The sequence below is a fragment of the Terrimonas alba genome, from assembly GCF_042434975.1.
Classification (GTDB): Bacteria; Bacteroidota; Bacteroidia; order Chitinophagales; family Chitinophagaceae; genus Terrimonas_B; species Terrimonas_B alba.
Window position 1 is genome coordinate 25,000 of record NZ_JBHMQM010000006.1, and the last position, 25,383, is coordinate 50,382.

Here is a 25,383-nt window from a genome sequence, read left to right on the forward strand (position 1 = left end):
AAGATAAATAGATTAATGGCTCTTCAGTTCTTCCAGTTGTTTGCGGTAATCATATTGCAGGTCTTCATGCAATGTATTTAAAACTGTTTGCACTTTTTTTAACTGTGACTGGTAAATATTACTGATCACCGTATTGTAAAGCGAGATACCCGATTGTTTTAACGTGACGCAAAAATGAAGCCTCAACTCAACTTCTGTTTGTTTAGAGGCACTGTACCGACAGTATTTATTGATGATGCGGATGATCTTGCGAAGGCTTTTTTTGGCAAAGTACAGGTGTGATTTATTGATTTCAGCAAATAGCTCATCCATTTCCTCCTTCACGGCTTGCACATAGGCGGTTTCATTATGCGCCTCAAACAACAGGTAGGTGAGCAATTCTTTATTCTCTTTTTTAAATCTTGCCAGTCGTAAACAGAGCTCGGTAATGGCAACTGGTTTCAAGGCCAGCAATTCCTGTTTTATTTCATGAACGGTAGCAGCTTTCATATGGGCGAAGATATTTATTTGTGCCTGATAAGATATTATTCATAAAGTGAAACGTTTGCGTTTTTATCTCCGTGCCTTCGCGCCTCTGTGTTTCAAAAGTGTCAGCAGTTTATCTGAAACACCAAGGCACAAAGGCACGAAGACATCGGTTTTCGTTTGATTAGATAATCATTTATAAACCTACTGGCTGACATATCTACTTTTTAGCAAACTGATATACTCGTACTAAGCGATTGTTTATGATATTTGCACTCCAAAATTGGGAATGAAATGAGAATTGCGATTAATGGCATGGGAAGAATTGGCCGGCTATTGTTTAGAAAAATGGTAGCACACCCGGAAATTGAATTGGTGGCGGTAAATGATATTATGCCGGTTGACAACCTGGCTTACCTGCTGAAATATGATTCTGTCTATGGCACATTTGAAAAGAAAATACAGGTGGAAGAACAGGCATTTATCGTTGAAGGCAAAAAGATAGTTGCCCTGCAGTCGGATCATCCGTCTAAACTTCCCTGGAAAGAATTGAATGTGGATGTAGTAGTGGAATGCTCCGGTAAATTCACGAAAAAGGAACTGGCTGAAGAGCATTTAAAAGCCGGTGCGAAGAAGGTGTTATTATCTACTACGGGTTCGGATGATATTCCCCTGATGATCTATGGCTTTAATCAAAATGGGTTGTCGGACGATACCACGATTATTTCACCGGGAGGCTGCATGACGAATTGCTCTGTACATATCTTGTACCTCTTGCAGTCGATCGGTATCAAATCAGCGCAGGTAAACATGTTGCATTCATATACGTCAAGACAGGAGCTGATCGATTCACCCGCCAAACAATTTCGTCGTGGCCGGGCGGCCTCCGAATCCATTATCCCCGTTGAGATCGACCTGCATCACTCTATCGAACGCCTGATGCCGGGACTAAAGGGTAAACTGGCCGCTGTATCTACCCGGGTGCCTGTGGCAAATGGCGCCATGGCTGATTTCTCCGTTGTATTAAGTGATGAGGTGAGCGCCAAACAAATCAATAAGCTATTTGAAAAAGCGGCGAACAGCGAATACAAAGGCGTATTGGATTACACCGAAGACCCGCTGGTTTCCCTCGATATCAAGGGCAATGCACATTCCTGCATTATTGATGGTACGCTTACTTCCGTTGTGGGTAATCATTTAAAACTGATCGCCTGGTTCGACAATGAAAATGGTTTTACCAGCCGTATGGTTGACTGGCTGCAATACTGGAAGAAATTGTTTTAATTCGTGTATGGAATATTTTGTCCATCAGCGATCCATTGTGCGGAAAATATGGGGTAAGAGCGACACGATACTTTTTGTGTTTGCCGGTGCATCTGCTGAGTTTGCATTGAACAAAGCAGTGGACTGGTTATATTTCACCGGCCGGTTACCCGCTGATCCGTTGGGCCGTTTATTTTCCACCGTGATGTATGCCCGGCAGATTGTTTTTTCCAGCACAGAAGATGCTCATAAAGCGATTGATAAAATAACTGCCATCCATGGCGCTATTGAAAAAAGCCGCGGTGCTCAAATACCAGACTGGGCCTATCGGGACGTGTTGTTTATGCTCATCCATTATTCCATTGCCGCTTTTGAAGTGCTGGAAAGAAAATTGACCGATGCCGAAAAGGAAGACCTGTACGATGTATTCTATCGCATGGGCCAACGAATGAATTTAAAAGACCTGCCCACCAATTTTAATCAATGGCTGATGATGCGGGATGAGCACCTGCACAATGACCTGCAAAAAAGTGATTATACAATAGATCTTTACAAGCAATACGAAAAGCACCTGGGCAGTGTTCGATTTTTAATTTTAAAAGAATCACAAAAACTCGTTGTGCCACCTTATGTCAACCAGTTATTACAGCTTGGCAAAATCAACTGGATAAGCCCCCTCATTGCTATTTATAAACTTAGCCGCCTGATGAAACTCGATGGGCTACTAAAAGCAATCATTCTTCCACATAATTATAAGCGGCAGATAAGGGAGTTGGATGTGAGGATGGCGTGAAGCTTTTGTCGGGAAGTTTTTTTGGCATTTGGCGGATGGAGTCAAAAGTGACTATAACAATCCATCACTCATTTCATACTTACCACACTGCACTCCCTTGCCTGTGGAATGGAGAATAAGGTAATAAGGTTGAGTTCTCTATGTGGTATTTTCTACTAAGGTTAAGATTGAGGTGTTCTGGGAGACAACAGGAAATTTAGATAAGGTTTTTTAAAATGAATGAATGAAAATTTCATGTCATTCAATACTGTAGCTGAATAAGGTAGTAGGGTTAGTTTTCTAGATGGCACTCGCTACTAAGGTTAAGGTTGATATGTTCTGGAAAGACAAGAGGAAATTTAAATAAGTTTTTTTGATAAGTAAATTTCTTGTATTCTCCAACCTTAGTAGAAAATAAGCTAACTTAATACTCAACCTTATTACCTTATTCGTATGAAGATAGAATATAACAACCTCTACACTCATTTCATACTTACTACACTACATCGCCAGCCTGTCATCGCTGAAAAGCACAGGGAACGAATTGAAAAATATATTACCGGTATCATAAATAACAACGAATGTCATCTTTATGCGATCTATGCCAATCCGGAGCATGTCCATTTTCTGGCATCCCGTTCGCCTAAAATATCCGAGGAAATACTGGCTTCCATTGTTGCGGATAGCTCGCAACGATTTATTAACCAAAATAAATTATCTGTAGGTTTATTTAACTGGCAGGATTCTGCATCAGCTTTTTCAGTCTCAAAATCCGATGTTGATAAAGTTTGTAAATACATTCTCAATCAACCGGAACATCACCGTAAGGTTAGTTTCACAGAAGAATATGATGAGTTCATAAAGTTTTATCAAAAAACCTTGCATTCATTTGAAAAAGTCAATGGAAAATAAGATGATAGGGTTTAGTTTTTTAGTCTCTATTCTCTACCAAGGTTAAGATTGAAACGCTTTGATGGACAAGCGTACTTTTGGCGAGCACGATGCATAAGTGCTGCCCTTCCCTATCTTTGTTCATCAACGACACTACTGCTTAATCAGGGAAAAATATCTATTTCAATCCAGTTAAATCCGTTACATGTTTTACCTGCGATCATTAACAATCTTATTTGTGGCACTGCTTTTCTTTTGTTCAAAACATAGTTATGCCGCTCCACAAAAAGATACGATACCGGGGTTAAGCAGGATGGATAGTTCGGTTCATTTTCTTGTTGTTGGCGACTGGGGGACACAAGGTTCACCGCCTCAGCGAAAAGTTGCCGCGGCAATGGCTGCGGCTGCCCGGCAATTGAACATCTCTTTCGTCATTGCTACCGGTGATAATTTTTATCCTACCGGAGTGAATAGCATACACGATTCGCAATGGGTGCATACTTTCGAAAATGTTTATGCCGATTCTTCCCTGCAATGCCGCTGGCTGGCAGTGCTGGGCAATCATGATTATACATTGGATCCTGATGCGCAGGTAAATTATACTTACGGCAGCAAACGCTGGTATATGCCACGAAGGTATTATGACACCAGTGTCATCATTGGGCATGATTCAATGTTGCTGGTTTTCCTGGATACAGAACCGATAGAAAAACAGTTGCGGGGTATACCGGCTGATACAAATAAATACTCATCTTCTTATGCAGATGAACAATTGGATTGGTTTAAAAAAACATTGAGCAGCAGTACCGCCAAATGGAAAATTGTAACGGGCCACCATCCCCTGCATACCGGCGGAAGCAGGCGGCATAATATAAGAGTAAAGAAACTTCGGCGATTGATTCAACCGGTGCTGTATGCTAATAATGTCAATTTTTATTTATCCGGTCATGAACATCATCTCGAATTGCTGAAACGAAAAGGGCGTCCCACTCATTATATTATTTCAGGCGCCGGATCGGACACCAGGCATGTGGGCTGGCTCAAGCGATACCGCCGCTTTGCAGCCCGCAAACGAGGCTTTGCAACTATCTCCATTTCACCGCAGGGCGGCCTCGTACAGTTTATCAGTGATGAACAAAAGGTGATATATAAACGCCAACTGTGAAAAAATTGACCCACTTACGGCAAGAGATTACATACAACATAGTTTTCCGTTACTGAATTTATATGGCATATAAGTTGCGATTTTACATTCAATAGCCGATCTATGAGGAGAAGTATACTCTATTGTTTATTGCAATTATTGACGCTGGCATCCTGCAAGCAATTCCTGTTTCATCCCAATGAAGTAGGGCCCGATGAAAAAGGATTAAATAACTATAACATTGAGCGAATTGCCAACCTGGATACAGCGCCGGTTTTCAATTTTATCTTATTAGGCGATACCCAACGGTTTTACGAAGACCTCGATGATTTTATCAATCATGTTAACTCACTAAACAATATCTCTTTTGTTTTGGTAGCGGGTGATCTGGTTGACTTCGGGTTAAACAGGGAATACAATTGGATCGCATCCAAATTTGGAAAATTTAATATTCCGTATATAAGTGTTATTGGCAATCATGATATGCTGGCTAACGGACGAAAGATCTTTACTGAAATGTTTGGACCTGAAAATTTTACTTTTTTCTATGGACGAAACAAATTCATTTGTCTTAACAGCAATTCAAGAGAAGTGGATTTTGATGGCCATGTTCCCGACATCAACTGGCTGAAGCAACAATTAAATGATAGTATAGCAAATAATATTTTTGTGCTTTCACATGTCCCGCCATTTAGTGTTGATTTTGACAAAAGGCTTGAACCGGCTTTTTCGGAATCACTCGCCGCCCAAGCGAAAACAAGGATTTCCATGCACGGCCATGAGCACCAATTCAAATTTCTGAATCCGTACCCGGGTGGACTACCTTACCTGGTCGCTGCGGCAACCAATGATCGAAGCTATGCCCTAATAACTGTGAATCGAGAACAAATTTCTGTCACTGAAAAGCATTACTGATGAAATGTCCATGGATTACAGTATGCGTTTATTTATTATTCACTGTTTGTGCGCAGGCGCAATCCGCAAAACCGCGGGCTGGAATCGTGCCGCACCATGTCAAAGTACAATATGCAGGATCGATTGGATTTATTTCAGCCGGCGCCGGCTATGAATTTGGGAAGAAGAAGAAATTGCAGGGTGATCTTTTTTATGGTTATGTTCCTGAAAGTGTCGGTGGCGTTAACATTCATTCTATCACAGCCAAGCTAACCTGGTTACCTGTTTCGAAGTCTTTAAAAAATGATCTTAAACTCGATCTGCTCACGGCAGGCATCCTGGTCAATTATAGTTTTGGAAGGCGATATCATCTCTTTTCCCGCACCAAATATTCCTTTGTTTACTACGGTTTCCCGACAGCTGCCCACACAGCGGTGTTTGTCGGCGGCGCCATTACAAAAAATAAATTTGGCGTGTATTACGAATTCGGAACAACCGACCGGGACCTGGTAAGTTTTGCCAGCAACCCCAAAGCGATAGGCTTTTTCGAAATAATCAATATCGGAATCGGCGCACGGATTAGTCTGCGGTGAACAGGTGAGAGATGTTTACAATTGGATTTATTTGTTACCGTTCACAATGAAAGTTTCGGTGAGCGGATGCAAGCAGCGGGGCAAGTGTTCATTCATCGACGAGTCCGCTTTGCACATCTCCTACGCAGTGAGACTCGTCTCGGAAAGAAACTCCCTGTTGTTGGCAGCAATAAATTGTCAAAAGATAACTGGCAATTCAAAGTCTACTATTTTGGCTCCATCTTCAATTTCTCGACCTTTCAGACTCATATAAGTTTTTCCATTTTTTTCAATCCTGCCAAGAGTAAGCTTATACTGTTTCATTTTTAAATTGCCAAGGTCTTTTAGGTCGTCAAGGTTAAAATCACTTTTACGCCGTTGTTGGTGTTAGGCGATGCACATTTTCAAATTTAGTTCCATATCACCAACAACCGAACTAAGAACACTTCAGTATTATCAGAAAGCTTCTTGAATTCAGTTGTTGGTGTGTGTCGTTTACAGCCGGAAGTTGTTTAAAACAGCAACACCAACAACGGCGTAGAAACTTGAAACAATTTTTCAAACTCTTCTTTCAGAGCTAATTACTAAACGCTACTCCCGTTTGTAGCGCAAATACAGCTCACCTCAAAACGGCCTATGAAAAACCAAATTCATTCTGCCGGCTTTTAAACATCATCGTTTACCTACTTTTGCTCCCATGAAAAAGCGATCTCATTCCGTTAGCGATATTCTTTCCCGGCTAAACATCGATGAGCTCAATGATATGCAAAAGGCATCCATTGAAGCCATTGAAAAAAGCGATAACATTATACTGCTGTCGGCTACCGGCTCGGGTAAAACACTTGGTTTTTTGTTACCCATCCTTTCCCTGCTCGACGAGACCAATAAGAAAACACAGGCTCTCATTATCGTTCCCTCCCGGGAGCTGGCATTGCAGATCGAAAAAGTTTTTAAATCGCTGGGAACAGCTTATAAAGTCACCTGTTGCTATGGCGGGCATAAAAGAGAGATCGAAGAAAATAACCTGGTAGAACCTCCTGCCCTACTGATCGGTACTCCCGGCAGGCTGGCTGATCATATCCGCCGGGAAAATATTACAACAGCATCCATTAAGACACTCGTGTTGGATGAATTTGACAAATCGCTGGAAGCAGGTTTTGAAGAAGAGATGGCATTTATTATTGGTTCCCTGCCCGCCATTGATAAACGCATGCTGACATCGGCAACAGAAGCCTTGGAGATACCTGCCTTTGTTGGTTTGAAAAACCCGGTAAAGCTAAATTTTTTAAATAATGGCGATGAAACCCCAACCGGGCTTGCTATAAAAATGATAAAGAGTGATGCAAAGGATAAACTGGAAACCTTGCTGAAACTGATCTGCCACCTGGGCAACCGGTCGACAATTATATTCTGTAATCACCGGGAGTCAGTGGAACGAACCAGTGAGTATTTAAAGGAGCAGGGCATTGTCAATGTGTTTTATCATGGCGCTATGGAACAACAGGAAAGGGACAGCGCCTTATTTAAATTCCGCAGCGGTACTTCCAATATTTTAGTAACAACTGATCTTGCAGCCCGGGGTTTGGATATTCCCAATATCCGGTATATCATCCATTATCATTTGCCGCATACCGAAGATATATTCACGCACCGCAATGGAAGAACGGCCCGGATGGAAGCCAGCGGAACCGCCATATTGATCCTATCGCCGGAAGAAAAGCCACCGGCTTACCTGCCGGCAGATACCGAATCCATCGAATTACCTGCGACAAATGAGTTCCCCGAGAAACCCAAGTGGTCAGCTCTCTTCATTGCAGCAGGTAAAAAAGACAAAGTAAACAAAGTGGATATCGTGGGCTTTTTGGGTAATAAGGGCAATTTGAAAAAAGAAGATATCGGCTTGATAGAAGTAAAAGATTTTTTTTCGTTTGTAGCCGTAAAAAAAATAAAGATGGGCGAAACCCTGCGCTTAATAAAAGACCAAAAGATCAAAAACAAAAAAGTGAAGATGGCAATTGCGAAGTGAGGGTTTGGTAGTTGGCAGTTTGTGGTTTGCCGTTGAGTTTTGGAGTTTTAAGCTTTAATATTAAGACCATTGTTGCCCCCAAGGACACGCTCTACTCCCCACTAGCCATTCCCTAATCACCTCTCCATCTGCTTTATCCATTCTTTTATCAGCTTCACTCCTTCTTTATGTACCTGCTCTCTTCCCAGTTCGGGCATGGCAATGCCGGGGTCATTGGTTTGCATACGGAATGTTAGGATCGATTTATGCGGCTGACCGGGTACAATATCAAAGGCATTCTTTCCTGCACCACGGCCTGCAGCTACGGGACTTTTCATAATGCCGAGTTCGACAGTGGGATCCTGGTCGTAATGTAAAAACAAACCGGATGTATTAGCCGGCCCCTGCGGATGATGACAGGTGCCGCAGTTCACATCGAGGTAAGCTCTTGCTCTCGATTCAATGGACTGAGAGGCGTCATCGATGCGGGCCATTTTTGCAATGCTGCCAGGATCCGGCAAACCGCTGAGTATGCCTTGCTGCTGCCAGTAGCTTAACTGGTTTTGCGTTCCTGAGGTATACGCATACTCTTTGTTCAGTTGTGCAGCTGTCGGACCGATCGGTTTCATTTTTCCCTCCCGGATATGGCAACCCTTGCATTGATTTTTATTCGGGATGATATAATCAATATTGATGCGCTTGCCATTGCCATTGATATAAGATACTTTTTTTATGTCGCCGGCCACATCATAAAACGCTTCCGTTTGTTCATCGTTCCATACGTAGGGATAGGCCGTCCAGCCGTTCTCCTCATTTACCAACAGACGGGTTTCTAATATCCTTCTTCCTTTGTCTTTTCTCCGGAAATCATTTTCGTAATAAAAATTCTTAATGATTACGGTGCCTTTGGGCAGTTGCAACACATCTTCTTTGGCATAAGTTGCCTGCATGCCGTCAGGTAATCTTATAAAACGTAATTTCTCTGCGTAGTTGGAAAATAATACGGAGTTGATATCATAGGGCACTACCGTTTTGACCGGTTGCAGGTCAGCCATCTTACCGGTGAAGAAATGATAATCCGATAATTTATCTTTTCTTTCAAAAACCGGTTTTCGTAACGGCCGAATCAGCGCCACATTGACGACAACTAAAAAAGAAAAAACACTAATGATGATGAATTGCTTTTTCATGTTCAACAGCTTGTTATCGATTTTTTGTCAGTAGCACGAAGGATACAACGATAACACGACGAACACAATGACCGCTTAGTGTCCTTTGTGCAATCTTTGTGTTCTTTGTGTTCCATTACTTATCCTCATCTATTACTCCTTAACCAACCTCACTTCATCCTGAATCGTCCCATTACAATCGTATGGCGACATCTCTCTTGTTATACCTTTAAACTTATTACCCGCTTTAATATTGCCAATACTTTGATTGGTATTGTTGCGGATGCAGATGGCAGTTTTTTTTACTTTGTCGTCCACAATACCATCATAAATAATATGTGGCACTTTTTTACCAAACCGCACTTTTAACCGGAACATTAATCCCATTCTTCCCTTCATGGTAGTTCGGACATTTTTGCGTTCATAAACATTATCGTGAATAAAAATTTGGTCGGGATAGGGATAATAGGATTCGTCTTTGATCGGAATTTCTGAAATATAATAACTCACTATTGCCGTGCCGGCTGTGCGGTTGTTGATGATGCGGTTATTATAGATCTCAACATTATTTGTAGCCAGCACCATCATACCCGTTCCCGGGGGCACTTTGCCAACTATATTTCCCTTTGGTGCGAAGTTGGGATAGTTGTTATGATGAACATGGTTATTAAAAACCCGGACATGTCCGCCTTTTTTCTGAACAAGGTTTGGCAGATCGAAGATCAAGATGCCGCCGGTATTGTCCGTTGCTTCATTGTTGTACACATCGGCGTATAAGGTATTTTCAATTTCTATTCCTGCTACATTGTGGTAGGCTTTGCTGTTACGAACGATCACCGTTTGCGACTGCCCCACATAAATGCCTGCGTCGGATGCACCAATGGCTACACAACTATCGATCAGCACATTTTTACATTGCACGGGATATAATGCATAAGCACCATTGTTCCTTGATGGTTTACCTGTCCATTCTGCTTTTACATTTTTAAGGGTCAATCCATCCACCAATTGTGCTTTTATTAAATCTCCCTTTGAATCCTGTACCGTGATATTCTCTAAAGTAATATTAGAGGAGTTGGTGATCTTGAACCCTTCAGCGCCTGCCAGTTGACCCCTGAACGATAAAATGCTTTTATCCATCCCTTTTCCACGAATGGTAATATTGTTCTTGCCATCCATCCACAGTGCCATATTCAATCGAAAGCGGCCCTCCGGAATTTCTATCACGGAGCCATCGGGTGATTCGATAAACTGTGCCTGCAGTTGACGGCGCAGGTCTTGCGCAGAAAGAACGGAAAATAAACAAAGGAAAATAGCAAGCAAACAGGCAGCTTTCATAAAAAAGCTTTTACTGTAATTTACAAAATATCGATGGAGGATTTCAGCAAATGAAGATTGTACTAAACTTAAAATTTTCTCCTTCCGATATTTGAAGGAACTTAAGAGAGTTCTATGAGAATATCTATGTTTCTATTGTGGTTCATTGCTCATGCAGATTTGCAACCACAATAGAACATAGGTCACATAAGGGTTAATACATAGAGGTCCGGGAACATTAGTTGATTCTTACACGGGGATCAACCACACCATACAGGATGTCCGCTAAAATATTAATGAGGATAAAAAAGCCTGCAGAGATGAGTACCGAGCCCATCACCACGGGGTAATCGAGCTTTTCCAACGCATCCACCGTTACTTTACCGATGCCCTGCCAGCCAAAAATATACTCTACAAAAAAAGCACCCGCCAGTAGTTCTGCAAACCAACCCGTAATAGCTGTTATGACCGGGTTTAATGCATTGCGAAGGCCATGTTTCCAGATTACGGTTCTTTTACTCAATCCTTTTGCATAAGCCGTGCGGATATAATCCTGGTCGAGCACATCCAGCATTGCACTACGGGTGAGTTGCGTGATGATCGCCAGCGGACGTATGCCTAATGTAATGGCTGGCAGAATAAGATTTTCTGCGGTTAATCTCTTTTCCCCCGTTACATCGTCGATCTCAAACCAGCTTCCCGAAATATGCAGGCCCGTCCAATCGCTTAATAAAAATCCAAAAATATAAGCGATAATAATACCCATAAAAAACGATGGCGCCGAGATGCCAACAATACTGGAAAAAATGGCGGAAGTATCTACCCAGGTGTTTTGACGAACCGCTGCTACAACGCCTAATGGTATGCCGATTATCACAGCAATGATCATAGCGGCAATAGCCAGTATCAGTGTTCCCGGTAAGGCTTGCATTAATATGCTGCCAACCTCCCGTTTACTCTGATAGGATTTTCGCAGGTAAGGTATTTTAAAACCAATTTTATTCTCACCACCGATGAAAAGACCTTTCAATCCTTTGGACTTGATCTCTTCTTTACTATGCATGCCAATGGGAGATACATCATTGAGATAAAAAAGAAATTGTTTCACCTTTGGCTGATCGAGATACATTTCTTTCCGGATATTAGCTTGCGTAGCCGAGTCGCCGGATTGCCCCATTACCAATCTTGAAGGATCGCCAAAACCCTGGAACAACAGGAAAACCAACACGACAACACCGGCCAGCACCAATATTCCATACAATAATTTTTTGGCGATGTATTGCAGCATGACTGTTAATTGCCGTTACCTGTCTGCTGAAGGCTGTCTAATTCTGCAGTAGATCCCTGGCCGGGCGGTGGAATAATTTTTTGAACAACTAATGATCCGAGCTGCGCTACAATTTTATCCATTCGTGAATGACTCTGCTTGTCCTGCACAGTTCCCCTCCTTAAAAGGTAGACACATGGGTCAGTGCGGGCCGCGGTGCGAATGGCAGTATAGTCACATTTGAATACAGGTATATCAGCAAATGAAGTGGCAGAAAAATTCTTTATCGCTTCTTCCATTCGGTTGGTAACAGCATATACCGGGATATTTTTTGCTTTAGCTGCTTCATACACTTTTGCAAATTCATCTCTCCATACTGAAAGCGGCGTGGCAAAGTTTTCACAGAAGAGCAGCACCGTATAAGGCTGACGTAATACAACACCTGTAGAATCTTCGCCGCTAATGCCGGATAAAGCAAACCCTTTGATCGGTGGTTCAGCGTTTCCTTTCCGGATCAATTTATCAGTGCGGCTTACATAGTTGTAAGAGTCCAGGTCGGCAGGCAGATCAGCCGGCGCAAACTCAAACTGCTTGCCTCCTTTTTCATAAATAAACCGAATAGCAAAACTATCAGGCAATGCACCTGCCGGCACCCGCATTTGTTCAGTAATATTATTTCCTTTTTTAAAGGGTAAACAATCAATCGGGGGTAAATACCTGAGCGCATACCATTGCAACCCAAAACTAAACAGTGTCACCAATGCCATGATCAGCAGGTTCGCTTTGTTGCCAAAAACAGGTGTGATCTTTTTGCGATTGGCAAAAAGAAATAAAATTAATACGCTAAGGACAATGTCTTTCAGGAAAGAGGTCAGCGGGGTGATCGGAATGCAGTCGCCAAAACAGCCGCAGTTTTTAAACTTGCCTGACAGGTAAGCATAGCCGGTAAGGAAGGTAAAAAAAACAATCAGCAATAATAGCAGCCAGCTAAAAAGCTGCATCCGCCAACCCAACAACAAGGCTGCACCGGCAATGATCTCAAAAGCGATCATGACTACAGACATCCACAAGGTATGTTCATTGAAGCTGGCCATTCCCCATAGCTCAAAAAACTCCTGCATTTTGTAGCTTAATCCCAATGGGTCGATTGCTTTTACAAGGCCGGAAAAAATAAAAAGCAATCCAACGATAATCCTGGCTATGTTGATGAGAATTTTCATGATTGTTTAGTTAGTGATGAGAGTTGTGGGATACGGGTTCGGATATTGATCTTTTGAAAATACATTGTTTATATTTTGGATAAGTTCCCATATTTCAAGGGTCCCTGTAATTCGGGCCCGTTACAAATAAGTATAACGTTAATATCAATATCAAATTATCCCGCATCCTGCAATCTCGTATCCTGTACCCCGTACCCAATCCTGTAGCTGCTACTTTCCCCCTAACAATATCAACGCAAAAACTGCATAGTTAATAATATCATTATAATTGGCATCGATGCCTTCGCTGATCAGCGTTTTCCCTTCATTGGCCAAAATTTGCCTGATGCGCTGGAGTTTCATCAATATGAGATCGACAAAGCTTTCCTGGCTCAGGCTTCGCCATGCTTCGCCGTAGTCATGATTTTTGTCTTCCATCAGTTTTTTGCTGGCTTCCACATATTGGTCATATAGGGATGAGACGGTCAATAATTCCAGTTCTTCCGGTGCGTCAGCCGGCAGATCAAGCTGGATGAGCCCAATGATGGCATAGTTGATGATGCCCTTAAATTCCCCGCTGATGTCATCCGCTACTTTTTGCTGTTTCTTTTCCTGTATGGTTCGAATACGCTGCGCCTTGATAAATATCTGGTCTACGATGGAAATGGTGCGCAAAACCCGCCACGCTGTTCCATAGTCTTTTGCTTTCTTTAAAAAAATTTCTTTGCATGAACCGACTACTTCATCGTATTGCAGGTTGGTGTTCGTCATAATGGTCATATCAGTTACTAACTTATCTTAGCTTCAAAAATAGCGAAACAAGACTTAATGTACACGTTGAATTGTAAAGGCAGACTATTGGTGATTGACACGCCGGTTGTAATGGGCATTATCAACACTACACCTGATTCATTTTATGCCGCCAGCCGCCAGCAAAACATCCATGCCATTTTGCAAAAAGCGGAAGTGATGATAAAAGAGGGTGCGACTATTTTGGATATTGGCGGGCAAAGTACCCGGCCGGGGAGCATTGTTGTCGGCAGAGACGAAGAGTTGAAAAGAGTAATAGAACCCATCGAAGCAATCCGTAAAAATTTCCCGGAGATCTTTATTTCTATCGATACCTATTACGCAGCGGTAGCAAAAGAAGCGGTTGATGCCGGGGCGGCTATAGTAAATGATATCAGCGCCGGAAGCATGGATGAAGATATGTGGCAAACCGTCGCCTCCTTGCAGGTGCCCTATGTGTTGATGCACATGCAGGGTACACCGCAGGATATGCAACAGTCACCTCATTATGATGATGTCACAAAAGCCGTCCTTGATTTTTTTATTCAAAAGACAGGTGAGTTAAAAAAACTGGGTTTGCATGATATCATCGTTGATCCGGGATTTGGATTTGGCAAAACCATCATGCACAATTTTACGTTGCTGCAAAATTTACCTGTCTTCAGCATGTTAGACAAACCTCTGCTCGTGGGTATTTCACGCAAATCAACCATTTATAAAACGCTCAGGGTTAGTGCGGATGAAGCACTCAACGGAACAACGGTATTAAACACTATCGGGTTGCTGAACGGAGCACATATATTGAGAGTGCATGATGTGAAGGAGGCGAAACAAGCAATAGATTTGATCACTGCATATAAGGATCAGCAAAATTTTTCAACAAAATAAAAAGAGCATCCTGTTACAGATGCTCTTTTTCATTAAGACATTTTAATCAGGCCTCAATGTGTCTTAGGGTAATTCAATAGATCCGGATTACATATAACTCTAAGTACGGTAAGTTCGATGATGACTGTTTCATAGGGTTATAGAATTGGATCTTGGACTAAAAACGGGGCCAACTTTGACAGTTCGTTAAAAAAAACCGCCCTATTTCCAGAGCGGTGTAAAGGTGCAACATTATTTTGATTTAACAATCAACGTCAGGTTGAGTTCTATCAATTTCTTCTCTGTGGCATTGGCTGGGCAGTTTGACCCGGCATTGTATCCGATACTGAAAGCATTTCCACATCAAAAATCAGCGCAGCAAAAGGTTTAAATGCAGGATGGTTTTTTCCATAAGCCCTGAAGCCGGGAATATATAATGTTCCTTTTCCTCCCTGTTTGAATAATTTCAATCCTTCATCCCAACCTGCAATGACTCTGCCGCGACCTAATTGTAAGGGATAAGTACCTGAATCAAAGACGCTGTCTTTCTCCAATGTCCTTCCGGTATATTTTACCGTTACATATTTTCCTGAGTCAGCCATTGGACCAGTTCCCTGTTGGGTAATGGCAACAAACGTTCCTTTGCCCGTCTTCTGTGCGGAAATATTTTTACTTTTCAAATACGATTCCATAGCAGCAATTCCTTTAGCAGCTTCACCAGATTTTTCCATTTCCAATTCATCTTTCAGGCGTTGCTCTCTTTGCTCCTTTTCCATTTTCGCCATTTGCTCTTCCTGCTCTTTCATCTGGCGGGGACGATCTTTTTCCATTTCTTTTGCCTGGTCAGCCTGGTACAAACTATCATTTCTGATAACATCTATGATCCTGAAACTGGTAATAAGCCTGTCACCTTTCTTCATAAACGGGGGCATTTCAGGCATCAATCCTTTTGAGAGCAATGAATCAGTGATGGCAACTGTTACTACACTATCACCCTTTCTTAACAAATGAAAAATTTCGGCGGGATTATAAGTGTTCCCGGGGTTGGTTTGCATTTTGGCATATACAGGCATTTTGCCAAAGCTTGTCTGCAAAACCGAATCGTTTAATTTTTGAGTGAAATGGAGTTTGAGATATTCTCCTTCTTTAATTGTTGAGTCTTTACTGTTTGATATTATTTTGTAAAGCATCCCACTCTTAGCTTTCTCATACTTCACCCCATTACAGGAAGCTAATGCAGCGATACCCGCAATCGTCAGCATCGAATAAACCTTTTTCATTTGTATAATTTGTATTGTTTTTTGATGTATATATTTTTTGTCTTCCAGTCTTTATCATAACAGCCTGCCTGAACTGTAGTTATTCCAACAATGCCTTATTTTCTCTTACTGCATCTTTAAATTTTTGTACGGTCACTTCCAGCGAATCGCTGCTGCGCCCACCCGATGCATTAAAGTGCCCTCCGCCATTAAAATATTTGCGGGCAAAAGTGTTGCAATCAAAATCACCCTTGCTGCGGAAACTCCATTTTCGTTCTTCGTCCCTGTCAATTACCAGGCCTACTAATTTGATTCCCTGGATGGATTGGGGGAAATTAACGAGGCCTTCGGTGTCGCCAGTCTTAATATAATATTTAAATAAATCGCTTTTTGGAATGGCAATCAGTGCAGTATTATATTCATACATAATCTCCATGCGATGCAGAAGCACATGGCCGGTGAAGCGTAGTTTATTTTCTAAAAAATTGTCAAAAAGGTTTTCATGCACCTTGGCATGCTGCAGTCCTTTTGATTTTAGGTCTGCGACAAGAGTATGTACTCCCGAATGCGCCGAAGGAAAACGAAAGGATCCTGTGTCAGAAACCACTCCCGCATAGATGCATTCACCAATGGTTTCATCGATCCTGTCCTGGTGTCCCGAGTTGACTATAAAATCATAGATCATTTCACTCGTTGAACTTTTACCCGTGTCGCTTATTCCGTAATTAAATGATGGAGCATCAGGCTCCTGGTGATGATCAATTAATATTTTGGTACAGGAAATTTGAGCCAGTTTTTCCGTCATTGTTTTGGTACGGTGAAAGATATTAAAGTCCAGGCAAAAAAGCCATTCAGTCTCATCGAGAATAGCATCGGCTATTGCTTTGTTGGCTTCATAATCGATCACTTCATCGCAACCCGGCATCCAGTTGAGCCATTTTGCCCAGTTGGTCGGTGAAATGACGGTAACGGTATGACCAAGCTGTCTTAAAAAATGAGCAAGCCCAAGGGATGACCCCATCGCATCGGCATCAGGTTTTTGATGCATGGTAATGACCACTTTCCGGGGTTGGGCCAGTTGCGGAAATATCTCCTGTATAGGTTTCATAAAACGGTTGCGAAGATAAGGGTTCTCACTTGTAGAGTTTAAGCTGATTTTGGTTTTGCAGCCAATAAAAATCAATGTTTTTGAAAACTTTAGAACTTGTTACCTAAAACTTTAGCTACATTTGCGCCCCAAAAACAAGTACATGAGCAATAGAACATTTACCATGATCAAACCGGACGCCATGAAAAATGGGCATGCCGGTGTTATTTTAGACAGGTTTATCAAGGAAGGATATAGAATCGTAGCGCTAAAAGTTACTAAACTCAGTGCTGAGAAAGCAGGTGAGTTTTATGCAGTACACAAGGAAAGACCGTTCTATGGCGAACTGGTTGAGTTTATGAGCAGTGGTCCTATTACCGCGGCGATCTTAGAAAAGGAAAATGCTGTTGCCAGCTTTCGTGAGTTGATCGGCGCCACCAATCCTGCACAGGCTGCGGAAGGCACGATCCGCAAAATGTATGCAACTTCTCTGGGTGAAAATGCCGTGCACGGAAGTGACAGCGATGAAAACGCTAAAATCGAGAGTGATTTTTTCTTCTCTATGCTGGAAAGAGTTTAATCGATAAATAATCTTAAAAAAGCCGGTTATCAGCCGGCTTTTTATTTACACCTTCTTTTGTTCTATTACTATTATTCTTTTTGACTTTGGGACTTGTTTTTACCCGTAGGAGTTTCGATCAAAAGCTTCCTGAATGAAGCAATTAAGCTGGTCATATCTGTAAATTGAATTTTGCTTTCCCGGCCCGGTGCCATTCCCGGTATGACTATTTCCCCTCCTTTTCTTTTATTACAGAAGTCAAAAACCGGGCAGTCGTCACGACATCGATGTGTTGACAAATCAGCTTCAACTTTATATAGCCCCTGTTTAGTGTTCATGATTTCAGTTTACTTAAGGTTTATCTACCTCCCTGAACAACAGCATATCCCTGACCCTTGACGAGGCTCCGTTATAAAACCCCGTTTCATATTCATACCGTGCAGGATTTTTAAACGTGCCAAACAGTATGTCGAATAAAGGCAGGTCAGAATAGTTATAAGCATGTATACCTCTTGCATGATGCACCGTATGGCTTTCGGGGCGCTGAATGAAATACCCCAGCCAGGTGGGAGTTTTTATATTGGCGTGCTGAAAAATGCCCAGGAAGTTTGTCACCAATAAGGTAATCGTAATCGCCTGCGGGCTCAGACCTGTAATGATAGAAAAACAAATGGTTCCCAATGCCGTCCAGCCGATCATATCGAGCGGGCTAAAATAAAAGGCGCCGTAAGTATCGAGCCTTTCCGCACTGTGGTGCATTTGGTGAAACATCCTCCACAAATATTTATTGCGATGCATGCTGCGGTGCCAAACATACATGCCGGATTCATACAACAAAATTCCGAACAATGCACCACCCACGCTGCCCCAACCAGCCAGGTCCAGCAATTGGGTAGCAGGAAGAAACTGCGCTCCTAACAGAGGCAGGTAGGATGAAAGGTAGAAATAGAAAAAGAAAACAGCTACTCCCCTAAGTTTCCAGTATTTGACCGGCGGTAATTTGCGGCCGGGAAATATGGCTTCCCATAACATCAGCAGGGCATACATCCCCATAATTACCAATGATATGGGGTCGAGTAAAATGTCGAGTGGCGTTGGCATAACGATTAAGTTTAATGATTGATGGTTTTACCCTGCAAAACTGCATTGAAAAGAAGGCCGGTAAAATAACCAATGAAGAGAATTACCTACCCCAAAATGGGGAGGATAGAGCGAATAGTATCGCAAAATGCGATTGCAGAAAATCAAGAAGAAGACCCTTTTCAAAAAAAAAATGACCGCCTGCCGCGATCAAATCAAAAATTATCCGGCTGCAAGGGAAATACTAACCTTATCACCTTTTGAAAAATGATTGTGATTGGTTTTTACTCTTACGGATTGATTGCCGAGCATTACATCTACAGTATAAAAACTACCCCAGAATAATGTCTCTTTTATTAAACCGTTGCCAGCCTGATCACTACTTTGCGAGATGGTTAGTTGTTCAGGTCGAACAATTATCGAATCACCCTTGGGCATTGGAAAAGATAACGGGTCAACGAAGGCCAGGCTTTTTTTATCTATCAGATTATACTCACCAAAAAGGCCAGCGCAATATTCGTTGACAGGCTGGTAGTATATCTGCTCCGGTGTTCCTTGTTGAATGATCTCGCCATCCCGCATCACAAGGATGGTATCAGCCCATGGAAGAATGTCCATTGCATCATGTAAGACCATCGTGCAGGTGATCTTCAATTTTTCTTCCAAATCACTGATCACCGATTTAATAATGCTTTTATGAACGGCATCTAAATTGGAGAAAGGTTCATCCAGTAACAAAAGTTTAGGCGAAGTAGTCAATATCCTGGCCAAAGCAATGCGTTGTCTTTCGCCACCAGATAGCTGATCTGTTTTTCTCTTCAATAAATGCTCAATGCGGCAAAGCTGGTATAAGTTGTAAGCCTCATCTTCCGGTAATTTGTTCTTACTCTCCAATTCTTCTTCCACCCGGTAATTATTTCTAAGCTCAAAATGTTGTGACAGGTAAGCGATAGCAGAATGGCCGGGTAGTAATTTTTCAAATGGCCCTTCCACCCTTTTGTTTTCGAAAATGATCTCGCCGGCACCTGGTTGCACCAGGCCTGCGATCATTTTTAGCAGTGTTGTTTTACCGGAACCCGTTTCGCCGGCGATAGCGATCTTTTGTGAAGGTTGTTGGGTAAAGTTGATATTCTTTACGGTATAATTTTCTTTTTCCAGCTTGCTGATGCCCCGCACGGTTAACCAATCCATGCCGCAAAATAAAGCATAACATCAATATCACAAGTATTGAAAAGAGGTGACACAACTTATTTTCTCTTTTCTCCTTCGTTGTTGCCAGCTAATTTGAAATAGGTCGCTTTAAACCGATTATCAACGATTTCGCCCTGTACTTCCGCTTTGCGGACCGCTTCGCAAAAGCCGTCTTTGGCATGGGCGTCGCCATGATCGTCGATGGATGTGCCATCCACGAAATATGATTTTCCATTTATGCGCACAGCCAAATCACAACTTTGTCCCGGCAGTCCCAACCGGCATTGACCACAGGCTGCTTCCACCAACTGAATTTTCTTTGACGGGTCGGCAATGCCGATCCCAATTTCTTTAACCTGTGATTTAAAAAAATCCCACGCATATAAGTACACATCAATATCATTGGGATAATCATGCTTTCCTCCCACTACTTTCAGCAATGTTACTGATGGTTTGTTTGCGTCACGGTAAGAATAGCTTTCAATGACCTTACCATCTTTAGGGTCAGTATCGGGCAAAACCTTCTTTATCGCCTCGCCATTGTAGCCGGCCAATGAGGACCAGTAGTGGAAACTACTATCAGTACTCCTTACCACACCATAACTGGAATTGTTTACATACATTTCTCCGCCATGATATGGGTTAGTACCATCTTCAGTTCCATTCACAATGAGAACGGGCAAAGCTTTGCGAACGGGTGTGCAATCCATGGAAGCGGAATCCGGCATATTGGCTACGATAGCAGCAATGCCTTTGATCTTATCCGGCATGGTCAATCCTAATTTGTAGGCCATATGGCCACCGCCTGAAAAACCGGCTGCAACAACTTTGTTTTCATTAATACCATATTTATCCCTGAAATAGCGGATCATTTCTTTAAAGAAATTTGCTTCATTAATATTTTCTTTATTCGCAGCAGATGTAGCAAACTTTCTGCATTCATTCCAATACTGCTTATAACCCTCCGGGTAAACAATCAGCAAGTTTTCTTTTGCTGCAATTGCTTCCAGTTTGGTTGCATGCCTTGCAATCCGTTTGCCACTTCCGCCAGAACCGTGCATGATAAAAAAGAGGCTTCCATTGAGCACACCGTTTATGGGTTTATTAAAATGAAAGTGGCGATAATTACCATCTATCAATAATGAATCGGAAATGAGCTGGCTATAAGCTACAGATGTTACCAGTACGAACAGGAATCCGAAAAAAAGTTTCATCAGGTAAATTTGATTTGTATAAGATTTAAAGTTATCGGTTTATGGCGTATCCAACTTTTGAATAACTTTTTTAATAGTGAATCGCCATAATCACCTCCAGTAAAAATTTGTTTCCGTTACTTCTGCTTTTGGCAGCTTCTATTAACACAACACCAATTGCCGGAATAAACGCTCCAATGTTTCACCGGCATTTTTACACAAGCCCGGATGAACAACCGATGTCTGTACAATCGTACTTCGTTTAGCTGTCAACCAGCGAAAGCGGGATGCCATATCTAATGCAGCAATAGGTCCCGCATCCGGTTTGCCCAAACTGATTCGTTCAAATGCCTCCAGGTGGGACTTCAATTCTTCGGGTTCTGCTTTGGGACAAAGAGCCAGTAATCTTTTTTCGTCGACGGTGAATTTCATTTGCAAAAATTTTTGCTGACGGCAATACAGGATGACGCCCACGTTCAGGAATTCTTCCCGCTCCACCATTGGCACTACCCGGATGATGGCATATTCAAATAAGTGATTCTCTTGCATGCTTAGCTTCTTTTACAAATATGCCGGAATGATTGATCCTGTTGATTAAAAAATTTTGATAGACTTCACGCATTGCCACCGGATCACCTTCTTCTTCATTTTGCAACCAGGCATCTGGTATTAATTCCACAATCAATTTTATTTTCGCAGGGGTAATGATTTTTTTTAGTTCTTCATCAGCCTTATCAATGTCGTTTGCCAATGGCAACAACACATGATCTTTTACCTGTACAAAAGGTTTCATCGAATGTTCTTTCCAATTGTGCCAGGAATGATGAAAATATAATGCAGCGCCGTGATCGATCAGCCAAAGTTCATTATGCCAGGTAAGCATATTCGTATTGCGGGCCGTGCGGTCTACATTGGTCAGCAGGGCATCAAGCCAAACAATTTTTGATGCCAGTTCACCGGGCACTTTATCTACAGCGGGATCATAAGTGATAGCGCCGGATAAAAAATGTAAGCCGAGGTTTAATCCTTCACTTGCCCTGAGTAAGTCCTGTATTTCTTCATCGGGTTCGGTGCGGCCAAAGGCTTCATCCAATTCGGCAAAAACAATTTCCGGTACTTTCAAGCCAGCAGCTCTTACTATTTCACCACCGATCAAATCAGCGATCAACGCTTTCGGCCCCTGCCCTGCGCCCCGAAATTTCAGCACATATAAAAAATCATCATCGGCTTCGGCAATAGCGGGAAGTGAACCACCTTCACGCAATGGTGTCACATACCGCATCACCTGCACTGTTCGTATATCCGGCTTTTGTTCACTCATGTCAAAAAATCAATCGCATTTACAACGCAAAATCAAATCAATATAAGCGGCTAAATTATTGTAAAGTTTGGGATTGAGAATAAAAAGGAAGGGCTTAAAGCGCCTCATTTGAACAATAGTGAGCTTTTTGATAACACAAAAAAGCCGCATATCTCGAAAAAATGACCGCTGTTACACTTTGGCTATTTCATAATACCATCAGGTCTTAACATTGGCGAATGAAAACCTGCCTGCTGCTAATCGCTACCTGTTTGCTCTTCCTGGTTGCTAACAGTAATCCCGGAGATTCTACGATTGCCAAGAAGAAATATTTTACTAAACGACTGAATGCGGAGATTAACCTCGACGGTATTCCCGATGAAGCTGCCTGGAACGCGGTTGAATGGGGTGGCGATTTTATTCAGTGGCAACCCAATGAAGGAAAAGCTCCATCGCAACCGACCAGCTTTAAAATATTATACGATGATAAATTTTTATACGTTGGTTATCGTTGTCATGACCTCGCTCCCGATTCTATCATCGGGCGAATGAGCCGGCGGGATGAATTTCCCGGCGACTGGGTCGAGATTAATATCGATAGTTATCACGATCTGCGAACAGCGTTTTCTTTCACCTTATCAGTTTCCGGTGTTCGCGGTGATGAGTTTGTTTCGAACAATGGAAATAACTGGGATGTAAGCTGGAATCCCATTTGGTATGGCAAAACTCATGTCGATGATAAAGGCTGGACAGCTGAGGTAAAAATTCCATTCAGCCAATTGCGCTATGGCAATGAACCGGAAAAAATTTGGGGCTTCCAGGTAACCCGGCGAATATTCCGCAAAGAAGAAAGAAGCACCTGGCAATATATTCCGCAAAACGCCGGCGTATGGGTGAGTGCTTTTGGTGAATTGCATGGCTTGAATAATATCCCGATGCACCGGCAGGTGGAAATTGCTCCTTATGTAATTGCCCAGGCTGATAAATATAAAAAAGAAGCAGGCAATCCTTTTGCAAAAGGCTTTGATACAAAACTGGCAGGCGGGCTGGATGGAAAATTTGCCGTGACCAACGACCTCATTCTCGACTTTACTATTAATCCTGATTTTGGCCAGGTAGAAGCAGATCCATCACAAGTTCGTATCGATGGATTTCAAAATTTTTTCCAGGAACGAAGGCCTTTTTTTGTCGAGAGCAGGAATATTTTTGATTACCAGTTGACTGGCTCTGAAGCGGGTGGTGATTATGATGCTGACCTGCTTTTTTATTCCAGGCGAATTGGAAGTTCGCCGCATGGTTATCCCAATCTCAATACCGGTGAATATGCGAAAACACCTTTTAACACCACTATTCTTGGCGCCGCCAAATTCAGCGGCAAAACAAAAAATGGATTAAGCATTGGTATCCTGGAAAGCATTACTGAAAGAGAACTGGCAACTATAGATAAGAATGGCTCCCGAAGACGGGAAATGATTGAACCCCTGACTAACTATTTTGTGACACGCATTCAAAAAGATTATAAAGGAGGGAATACAATTATTGGTGGCATCATCACCGGTGTTAACCGTGAAAAGGGATTGAGTGATCAATTGCACCGAAGCGCCTATTCCGGCGGGCTCGATTTTTTGCGGTATTGGAAAAATCGTACCTGGTATATCAGGGGCAATATTGTGTTTAGTCATGTAACCGGAACAAAGGAAGCGATCTTAAACACACAAACAAGTTTTGAACATTTGTTTCAACGGCCAGGCGCCAGTGAAGTTTCCGTGGATAGCAACAGGACTTCGTTGTCAGGTATGGGTGGAACAATCCGGTTTGGAAAGATCGGTGGTAGATCAGGTAAACTGGGGCAGGTTTTTAAATTTGAAACAGGCGCTACTTTTCGTTCACCCGGGTTGGAGTTAAATGATATTGGCTTTATGTATTCGGCCAATGAGATCAATCATTTTACCTGGGCGGGTTTTCATTTTCAAAAACCATTTTCCATCTTTCGCAATGCCCGGTTGAATTACAATCACTGGTCGAGATGGGATTACGGCGGCCAGTTTTTATACCAGGCTTTCAATTTTAACTCACATGCTACTTTTAAAAACAACTGGCAATCGGGTACCGGTTTTACCTGGAACCCCTACGAAGTTCTAAACAATGCATTGAGAGGGGCTTCATCTATCCGGCGACCACCGGGTATTGGCCATAATGTTTACCTGACCACGGACTATCGAAAAAAAGTGTATGTCAATTTAAACAGCTTTAATGCGTGGGGATTTCCCAAAACGGTAAGGAGCAATAATGCCAGTATCGGTATTTATGTTCAACCTGCCAATGCATTCAAGTTTAGCATCAGTGCAGATTACTCTTACTACTGGCGCCGCCAGGATCAGTTTGTTACCAATATAACTTTCAACAATAGCACCCGTACTATTGTGAGCCAGGTAAAACAAAAAACGCTTCGCTTCACAGCAAGATTGAATTATAATATTACACCGGACCTTACACTACAATATTATGGGCAGCCTTATATTACCCGGCCATTGTATGACAGGTTTGCTTTTGTCACAGACCATTTAGCCAAACACTATGATGACAGGTTTCATGTGTTTACCGCCAGCGAGATCAAAACTGACAACGGTTCTTATTTGGTGGATGAAAACAGGGATGGTGCTACTGATTATAGTTTTGATAAACCGGATTTCAATTTTGTACAGTTCCGGTCCAACCTGGTGGCAAGATGGGAGTATAAGCCGGGTTCGGAACTCTATCTTGTATGGTCACAAAGCAATACCCCTGATGCTTATGCCGAACTAGACACGCCAATATTCAGAAGTTTATTTGACAATGCTTTTGCGGAACAGGGACGAAATATATTCCTTATAAAATGGACGTATCGGTTTTTGAGATAGATCTTTGTGTATGCATAATGCCATTCAACCCGCCATGCGACTTCTAACTTCAATTATTGTGCTTTTGTTTATTAGCTGTAACAGCCCAACAAAAAAACATTCTCGTTTTGGGAGGCTCAGAAAAGTAACTTCAGTTTTTAAAGAAGTTAAGGACTTGCATTTTGAAAACGAATGACTGAGTAACGACAACGCACTACCGC

At 42.3% G+C, this 25,383-nt stretch carries 24 protein-coding genes; 10 read left to right on the plus strand and 14 right to left on the minus strand.

Annotation, left to right across the window (positions count from 1 at the left end; translation table 11 throughout):
* Positions 1-12 precede the first annotated feature (12 nt).
* Positions 13-489: a hypothetical protein gene (locus tag ACFEL9_RS17210; RefSeq protein WP_385892675.1), complete on the minus strand. Its 477-nt coding sequence runs from the start codon at positions 487-489 to the stop codon at positions 13-15.
* 270 nt (positions 490-759) lie between these two features.
* On the opposite strand from ACFEL9_RS17210, the gene ACFEL9_RS17215 reads away from it, so the two are divergent.
* The 7 genes from ACFEL9_RS17215 (at position 760) to ACFEL9_RS17245 (ending at position 8,027) form a co-directional block, all read left to right on the plus strand.
* Positions 760-1,749: a type I glyceraldehyde-3-phosphate dehydrogenase gene (locus tag ACFEL9_RS17215; RefSeq protein ID WP_385892678.1), complete on the plus strand. Its 990-nt coding sequence runs from the start codon at positions 760-762 to the stop codon at positions 1,747-1,749.
* A gap of 7 nt (positions 1,750-1,756) precedes the next feature.
* On the plus strand, positions 1,757-2,521 hold the full coding sequence (locus tag ACFEL9_RS17220) for an oxygenase MpaB family protein (RefSeq protein ID WP_385892680.1): 765 nt from the start codon (positions 1,757-1,759) through the stop codon (positions 2,519-2,521).
* A 432-nt stretch (positions 2,522-2,953) separates the two neighbouring features.
* Positions 2,954-3,412 (plus strand): transposase, encoded by a 459-nt coding sequence (locus tag ACFEL9_RS17225; RefSeq protein WP_385892683.1) that lies wholly within the window; start codon positions 2,954-2,956, stop codon positions 3,410-3,412.
* 184 nt (positions 3,413-3,596) lie between these two features.
* On the plus strand, positions 3,597-4,556 hold the full coding sequence (locus tag ACFEL9_RS17230; protein WP_385892685.1) for a metallophosphoesterase: 960 nt from the start codon (positions 3,597-3,599) through the stop codon (positions 4,554-4,556).
* A 102-nt stretch (positions 4,557-4,658) separates the two neighbouring features.
* Complete coding sequence (locus tag ACFEL9_RS17235) at positions 4,659-5,450, plus strand: metallophosphoesterase family protein (protein ID WP_385892688.1); 792 nt, start codon at positions 4,659-4,661, stop codon at positions 5,448-5,450.
* Complete coding sequence (locus tag ACFEL9_RS17240) at positions 5,450-6,022, plus strand: hypothetical protein (RefSeq protein WP_385892691.1); 573 nt, start codon at positions 5,450-5,452, stop codon at positions 6,020-6,022. The genes ACFEL9_RS17235 and ACFEL9_RS17240 overlap by 1 nt, the downstream gene beginning before the upstream one ends.
* Positions 6,023-6,698: 676 nt before the next feature.
* Positions 6,699-8,027, plus strand: coding sequence for a DEAD/DEAH box helicase (locus tag ACFEL9_RS17245; protein WP_385892694.1), 1,329 nt, complete (start codon positions 6,699-6,701; stop codon positions 8,025-8,027).
* Between the two features lie 116 nt (positions 8,028-8,143).
* Here ACFEL9_RS17245 and ACFEL9_RS17250 read toward each other — a convergent pair whose 3' ends face one another.
* The 5 genes from ACFEL9_RS17250 to ACFEL9_RS17270 form a co-directional block, all read right to left on the minus strand.
* On the minus strand, positions 8,144-9,196 hold the full coding sequence (locus ACFEL9_RS17250; RefSeq protein ID WP_385892697.1) for an SO2930 family diheme c-type cytochrome: 1,053 nt from the start codon (positions 9,194-9,196) through the stop codon (positions 8,144-8,146).
* A gap of 132 nt (positions 9,197-9,328) precedes the next feature.
* Positions 9,329-10,513, minus strand: a complete 1,185-nt coding sequence (locus ACFEL9_RS17255) for a parallel beta-helix domain-containing protein (protein ID WP_385892700.1) — start codon at positions 10,511-10,513, stop codon at positions 9,329-9,331.
* A gap of 217 nt (positions 10,514-10,730) precedes the next feature.
* A complete protein-coding gene (locus ACFEL9_RS17260) occupies positions 10,731-11,780 on the minus strand; it encodes an ABC transporter permease (protein ID WP_385892703.1) in 1,050 nt (349 codons plus the stop codon).
* Between the two features lie 5 nt (positions 11,781-11,785).
* Entirely contained in the window at positions 11,786-12,979 is a 1,194-nt protein-coding gene (locus ACFEL9_RS17265) for a BT_3928 family protein (RefSeq protein ID WP_385892706.1), read from the minus strand.
* A 210-nt stretch (positions 12,980-13,189) separates the two neighbouring features.
* The gene (locus ACFEL9_RS17270) at positions 13,190-13,738 is read right to left on the minus strand and encodes a DUF1599 domain-containing protein (RefSeq protein ID WP_385892708.1); all 549 of its coding nucleotides are present in this window, start codon (positions 13,736-13,738) and stop codon (positions 13,190-13,192) included.
* A gap of 48 nt (positions 13,739-13,786) precedes the next feature.
* Here ACFEL9_RS17270 and folP point away from each other — a divergent pair, with 48 nt between their 5' ends.
* The gene (folP, locus tag ACFEL9_RS17275) at positions 13,787-14,635 is read left to right on the plus strand and encodes a dihydropteroate synthase (RefSeq protein WP_385892711.1); all 849 of its coding nucleotides are present in this window, start codon (positions 13,787-13,789) and stop codon (positions 14,633-14,635) included.
* A 269-nt stretch (positions 14,636-14,904) separates the two neighbouring features.
* Here the strand turns inward: folP and ACFEL9_RS17280 are convergent, their stop codons facing one another.
* Both ACFEL9_RS17280 and ACFEL9_RS17285 read right to left on the minus strand, forming a co-directional pair.
* On the minus strand, positions 14,905-15,894 hold the full coding sequence (locus ACFEL9_RS17280) for an FKBP-type peptidyl-prolyl cis-trans isomerase (protein WP_385892714.1): 990 nt from the start codon (positions 15,892-15,894) through the stop codon (positions 14,905-14,907).
* Positions 15,895-15,973: 79 nt separating this feature from the next.
* A complete protein-coding gene (locus tag ACFEL9_RS17285) occupies positions 15,974-16,981 on the minus strand; it encodes a DHH family phosphoesterase (RefSeq protein ID WP_385892716.1) in 1,008 nt (335 codons plus the stop codon).
* 142 nt (positions 16,982-17,123) lie between these two features.
* Here ACFEL9_RS17285 and ACFEL9_RS17290 point away from each other — a divergent pair, with 142 nt between their 5' ends.
* Positions 17,124-17,540 carry a nucleoside-diphosphate kinase gene (locus ACFEL9_RS17290; RefSeq protein ID WP_385892718.1) on the plus strand — a complete coding sequence of 139 codons (417 nt, stop codon included), beginning with the start codon at positions 17,124-17,126 and terminating at the stop codon, positions 17,538-17,540.
* Between the two features lie 71 nt (positions 17,541-17,611).
* On the opposite strand, the gene ACFEL9_RS17295 is transcribed toward ACFEL9_RS17290, so the two are convergent.
* The 6 genes from ACFEL9_RS17295 to ACFEL9_RS17320 form a co-directional block, all read right to left on the minus strand.
* Positions 17,612-17,857, minus strand: a complete 246-nt coding sequence (locus ACFEL9_RS17295; RefSeq protein WP_385892721.1) for a hypothetical protein — start codon at positions 17,855-17,857, stop codon at positions 17,612-17,614.
* Between the two features lie 13 nt (positions 17,858-17,870).
* Positions 17,871-18,620 carry a sterol desaturase family protein gene (locus ACFEL9_RS17300; RefSeq protein WP_385892723.1) on the minus strand — a complete coding sequence of 250 codons (750 nt, stop codon included), beginning with the start codon at positions 18,618-18,620 and terminating at the stop codon, positions 17,871-17,873.
* Between the two features lie 201 nt (positions 18,621-18,821).
* Positions 18,822-19,790 (minus strand): ABC transporter ATP-binding protein, encoded by a 969-nt coding sequence (locus tag ACFEL9_RS17305; protein ID WP_385892726.1) that lies wholly within the window; start codon positions 19,788-19,790, stop codon positions 18,822-18,824.
* A 56-nt stretch (positions 19,791-19,846) separates the two neighbouring features.
* A complete protein-coding gene (locus ACFEL9_RS17310) occupies positions 19,847-21,004 on the minus strand; it encodes a DUF6370 family protein (RefSeq protein WP_385892728.1) in 1,158 nt (385 codons plus the stop codon).
* 141 nt (positions 21,005-21,145) lie between these two features.
* On the minus strand, positions 21,146-21,532 hold the full coding sequence (locus tag ACFEL9_RS17315; RefSeq protein ID WP_385892731.1) for a DUF3037 domain-containing protein: 387 nt from the start codon (positions 21,530-21,532) through the stop codon (positions 21,146-21,148).
* Positions 21,510-22,304 carry a HipA family kinase gene (locus ACFEL9_RS17320; protein ID WP_385892734.1) on the minus strand — a complete coding sequence of 265 codons (795 nt, stop codon included), beginning with the start codon at positions 22,302-22,304 and terminating at the stop codon, positions 21,510-21,512. The genes ACFEL9_RS17315 and ACFEL9_RS17320 overlap by 23 nt, the downstream gene beginning before the upstream one ends.
* Positions 22,305-22,522: 218 nt before the next feature.
* On the opposite strand from ACFEL9_RS17320, the gene ACFEL9_RS17325 reads away from it, so the two are divergent.
* A complete protein-coding gene (locus ACFEL9_RS17325) occupies positions 22,523-25,183 on the plus strand; it encodes a DUF5916 domain-containing protein (RefSeq protein ID WP_385892737.1) in 2,661 nt (886 codons plus the stop codon).
* Positions 25,184-25,383 lie beyond the last annotated feature (200 nt).

What these genes read in the sequence shown, in the direction of transcription:
- ACFEL9_RS17210 (WP_385892675.1), bottom strand. Translation starts at nt 489, where the DNA reads ATGAAAGCTGCTACCGTTCATGAAATAAAACAGGAATTGCTGGCCTTG.
- ACFEL9_RS17215 (WP_385892678.1), top strand. Translation starts at nt 760, where the DNA reads ATGAGAATTGCGATTAATGGCATGGGAAGAATTGGCCGGCTATTGTTT.
- ACFEL9_RS17220 (WP_385892680.1), top strand. Translation starts at nt 1,757, where the DNA reads ATGGAATATTTTGTCCATCAGCGATCCATTGTGCGGAAAATATGGGGT.
- ACFEL9_RS17225 (WP_385892683.1), top strand. Translation starts at nt 2,954, where the DNA reads ATGAAGATAGAATATAACAACCTCTACACTCATTTCATACTTACTACA.
- ACFEL9_RS17230 (WP_385892685.1), top strand. Translation starts at nt 3,597, where the DNA reads ATGTTTTACCTGCGATCATTAACAATCTTATTTGTGGCACTGCTTTTC.
- ACFEL9_RS17235 (WP_385892688.1), top strand. Translation starts at nt 4,659, where the DNA reads ATGAGGAGAAGTATACTCTATTGTTTATTGCAATTATTGACGCTGGCA.
- ACFEL9_RS17240 (WP_385892691.1), top strand. Translation starts at nt 5,450, where the DNA reads ATGAAATGTCCATGGATTACAGTATGCGTTTATTTATTATTCACTGTT.
- ACFEL9_RS17245 (WP_385892694.1), top strand. Translation starts at nt 6,699, where the DNA reads ATGAAAAAGCGATCTCATTCCGTTAGCGATATTCTTTCCCGGCTAAAC.
- ACFEL9_RS17250 (WP_385892697.1), bottom strand. Translation starts at nt 9,196, where the DNA reads ATGAAAAAGCAATTCATCATCATTAGTGTTTTTTCTTTTTTAGTTGTC.
- ACFEL9_RS17255 (WP_385892700.1), bottom strand. Translation starts at nt 10,513, where the DNA reads ATGAAAGCTGCCTGTTTGCTTGCTATTTTCCTTTGTTTATTTTCCGTT.
- ACFEL9_RS17260 (WP_385892703.1), bottom strand. Translation starts at nt 11,780, where the DNA reads ATGCTGCAATACATCGCCAAAAAATTATTGTATGGAATATTGGTGCTG.
- ACFEL9_RS17265 (WP_385892706.1), bottom strand. Translation starts at nt 12,979, where the DNA reads ATGAAAATTCTCATCAACATAGCCAGGATTATCGTTGGATTGCTTTTT.
- ACFEL9_RS17270 (WP_385892708.1), bottom strand. Translation starts at nt 13,738, where the DNA reads ATGACCATTATGACGAACACCAACCTGCAATACGATGAAGTAGTCGGT.
- folP (WP_385892711.1), top strand. Translation starts at nt 13,787, where the DNA reads ATGTACACGTTGAATTGTAAAGGCAGACTATTGGTGATTGACACGCCG.
- ACFEL9_RS17280 (WP_385892714.1), bottom strand. Translation starts at nt 15,894, where the DNA reads ATGAAAAAGGTTTATTCGATGCTGACGATTGCGGGTATCGCTGCATTA.
- ACFEL9_RS17285 (WP_385892716.1), bottom strand. Translation starts at nt 16,981, where the DNA reads ATGAAACCTATACAGGAGATATTTCCGCAACTGGCCCAACCCCGGAAA.
- ACFEL9_RS17290 (WP_385892718.1), top strand. Translation starts at nt 17,124, where the DNA reads ATGAGCAATAGAACATTTACCATGATCAAACCGGACGCCATGAAAAAT.
- ACFEL9_RS17295 (WP_385892721.1), bottom strand. Translation starts at nt 17,857, where the DNA reads ATGAACACTAAACAGGGGCTATATAAAGTTGAAGCTGATTTGTCAACA.
- ACFEL9_RS17300 (WP_385892723.1), bottom strand. Translation starts at nt 18,620, where the DNA reads ATGCCAACGCCACTCGACATTTTACTCGACCCCATATCATTGGTAATT.
- ACFEL9_RS17305 (WP_385892726.1), bottom strand. Translation starts at nt 19,790, where the DNA reads ATGGATTGGTTAACCGTGCGGGGCATCAGCAAGCTGGAAAAAGAAAAT.
- ACFEL9_RS17310 (WP_385892728.1), bottom strand. Translation starts at nt 21,004, where the DNA reads ATGAAACTTTTTTTCGGATTCCTGTTCGTACTGGTAACATCTGTAGCT.
- ACFEL9_RS17315 (WP_385892731.1), bottom strand. Translation starts at nt 21,532, where the DNA reads ATGCAAGAGAATCACTTATTTGAATATGCCATCATCCGGGTAGTGCCA.
- ACFEL9_RS17320 (WP_385892734.1), bottom strand. Translation starts at nt 22,304, where the DNA reads ATGAGTGAACAAAAGCCGGATATACGAACAGTGCAGGTGATGCGGTAT.
- ACFEL9_RS17325 (WP_385892737.1), top strand. Translation starts at nt 22,523, where the DNA reads ATGAAAACCTGCCTGCTGCTAATCGCTACCTGTTTGCTCTTCCTGGTT.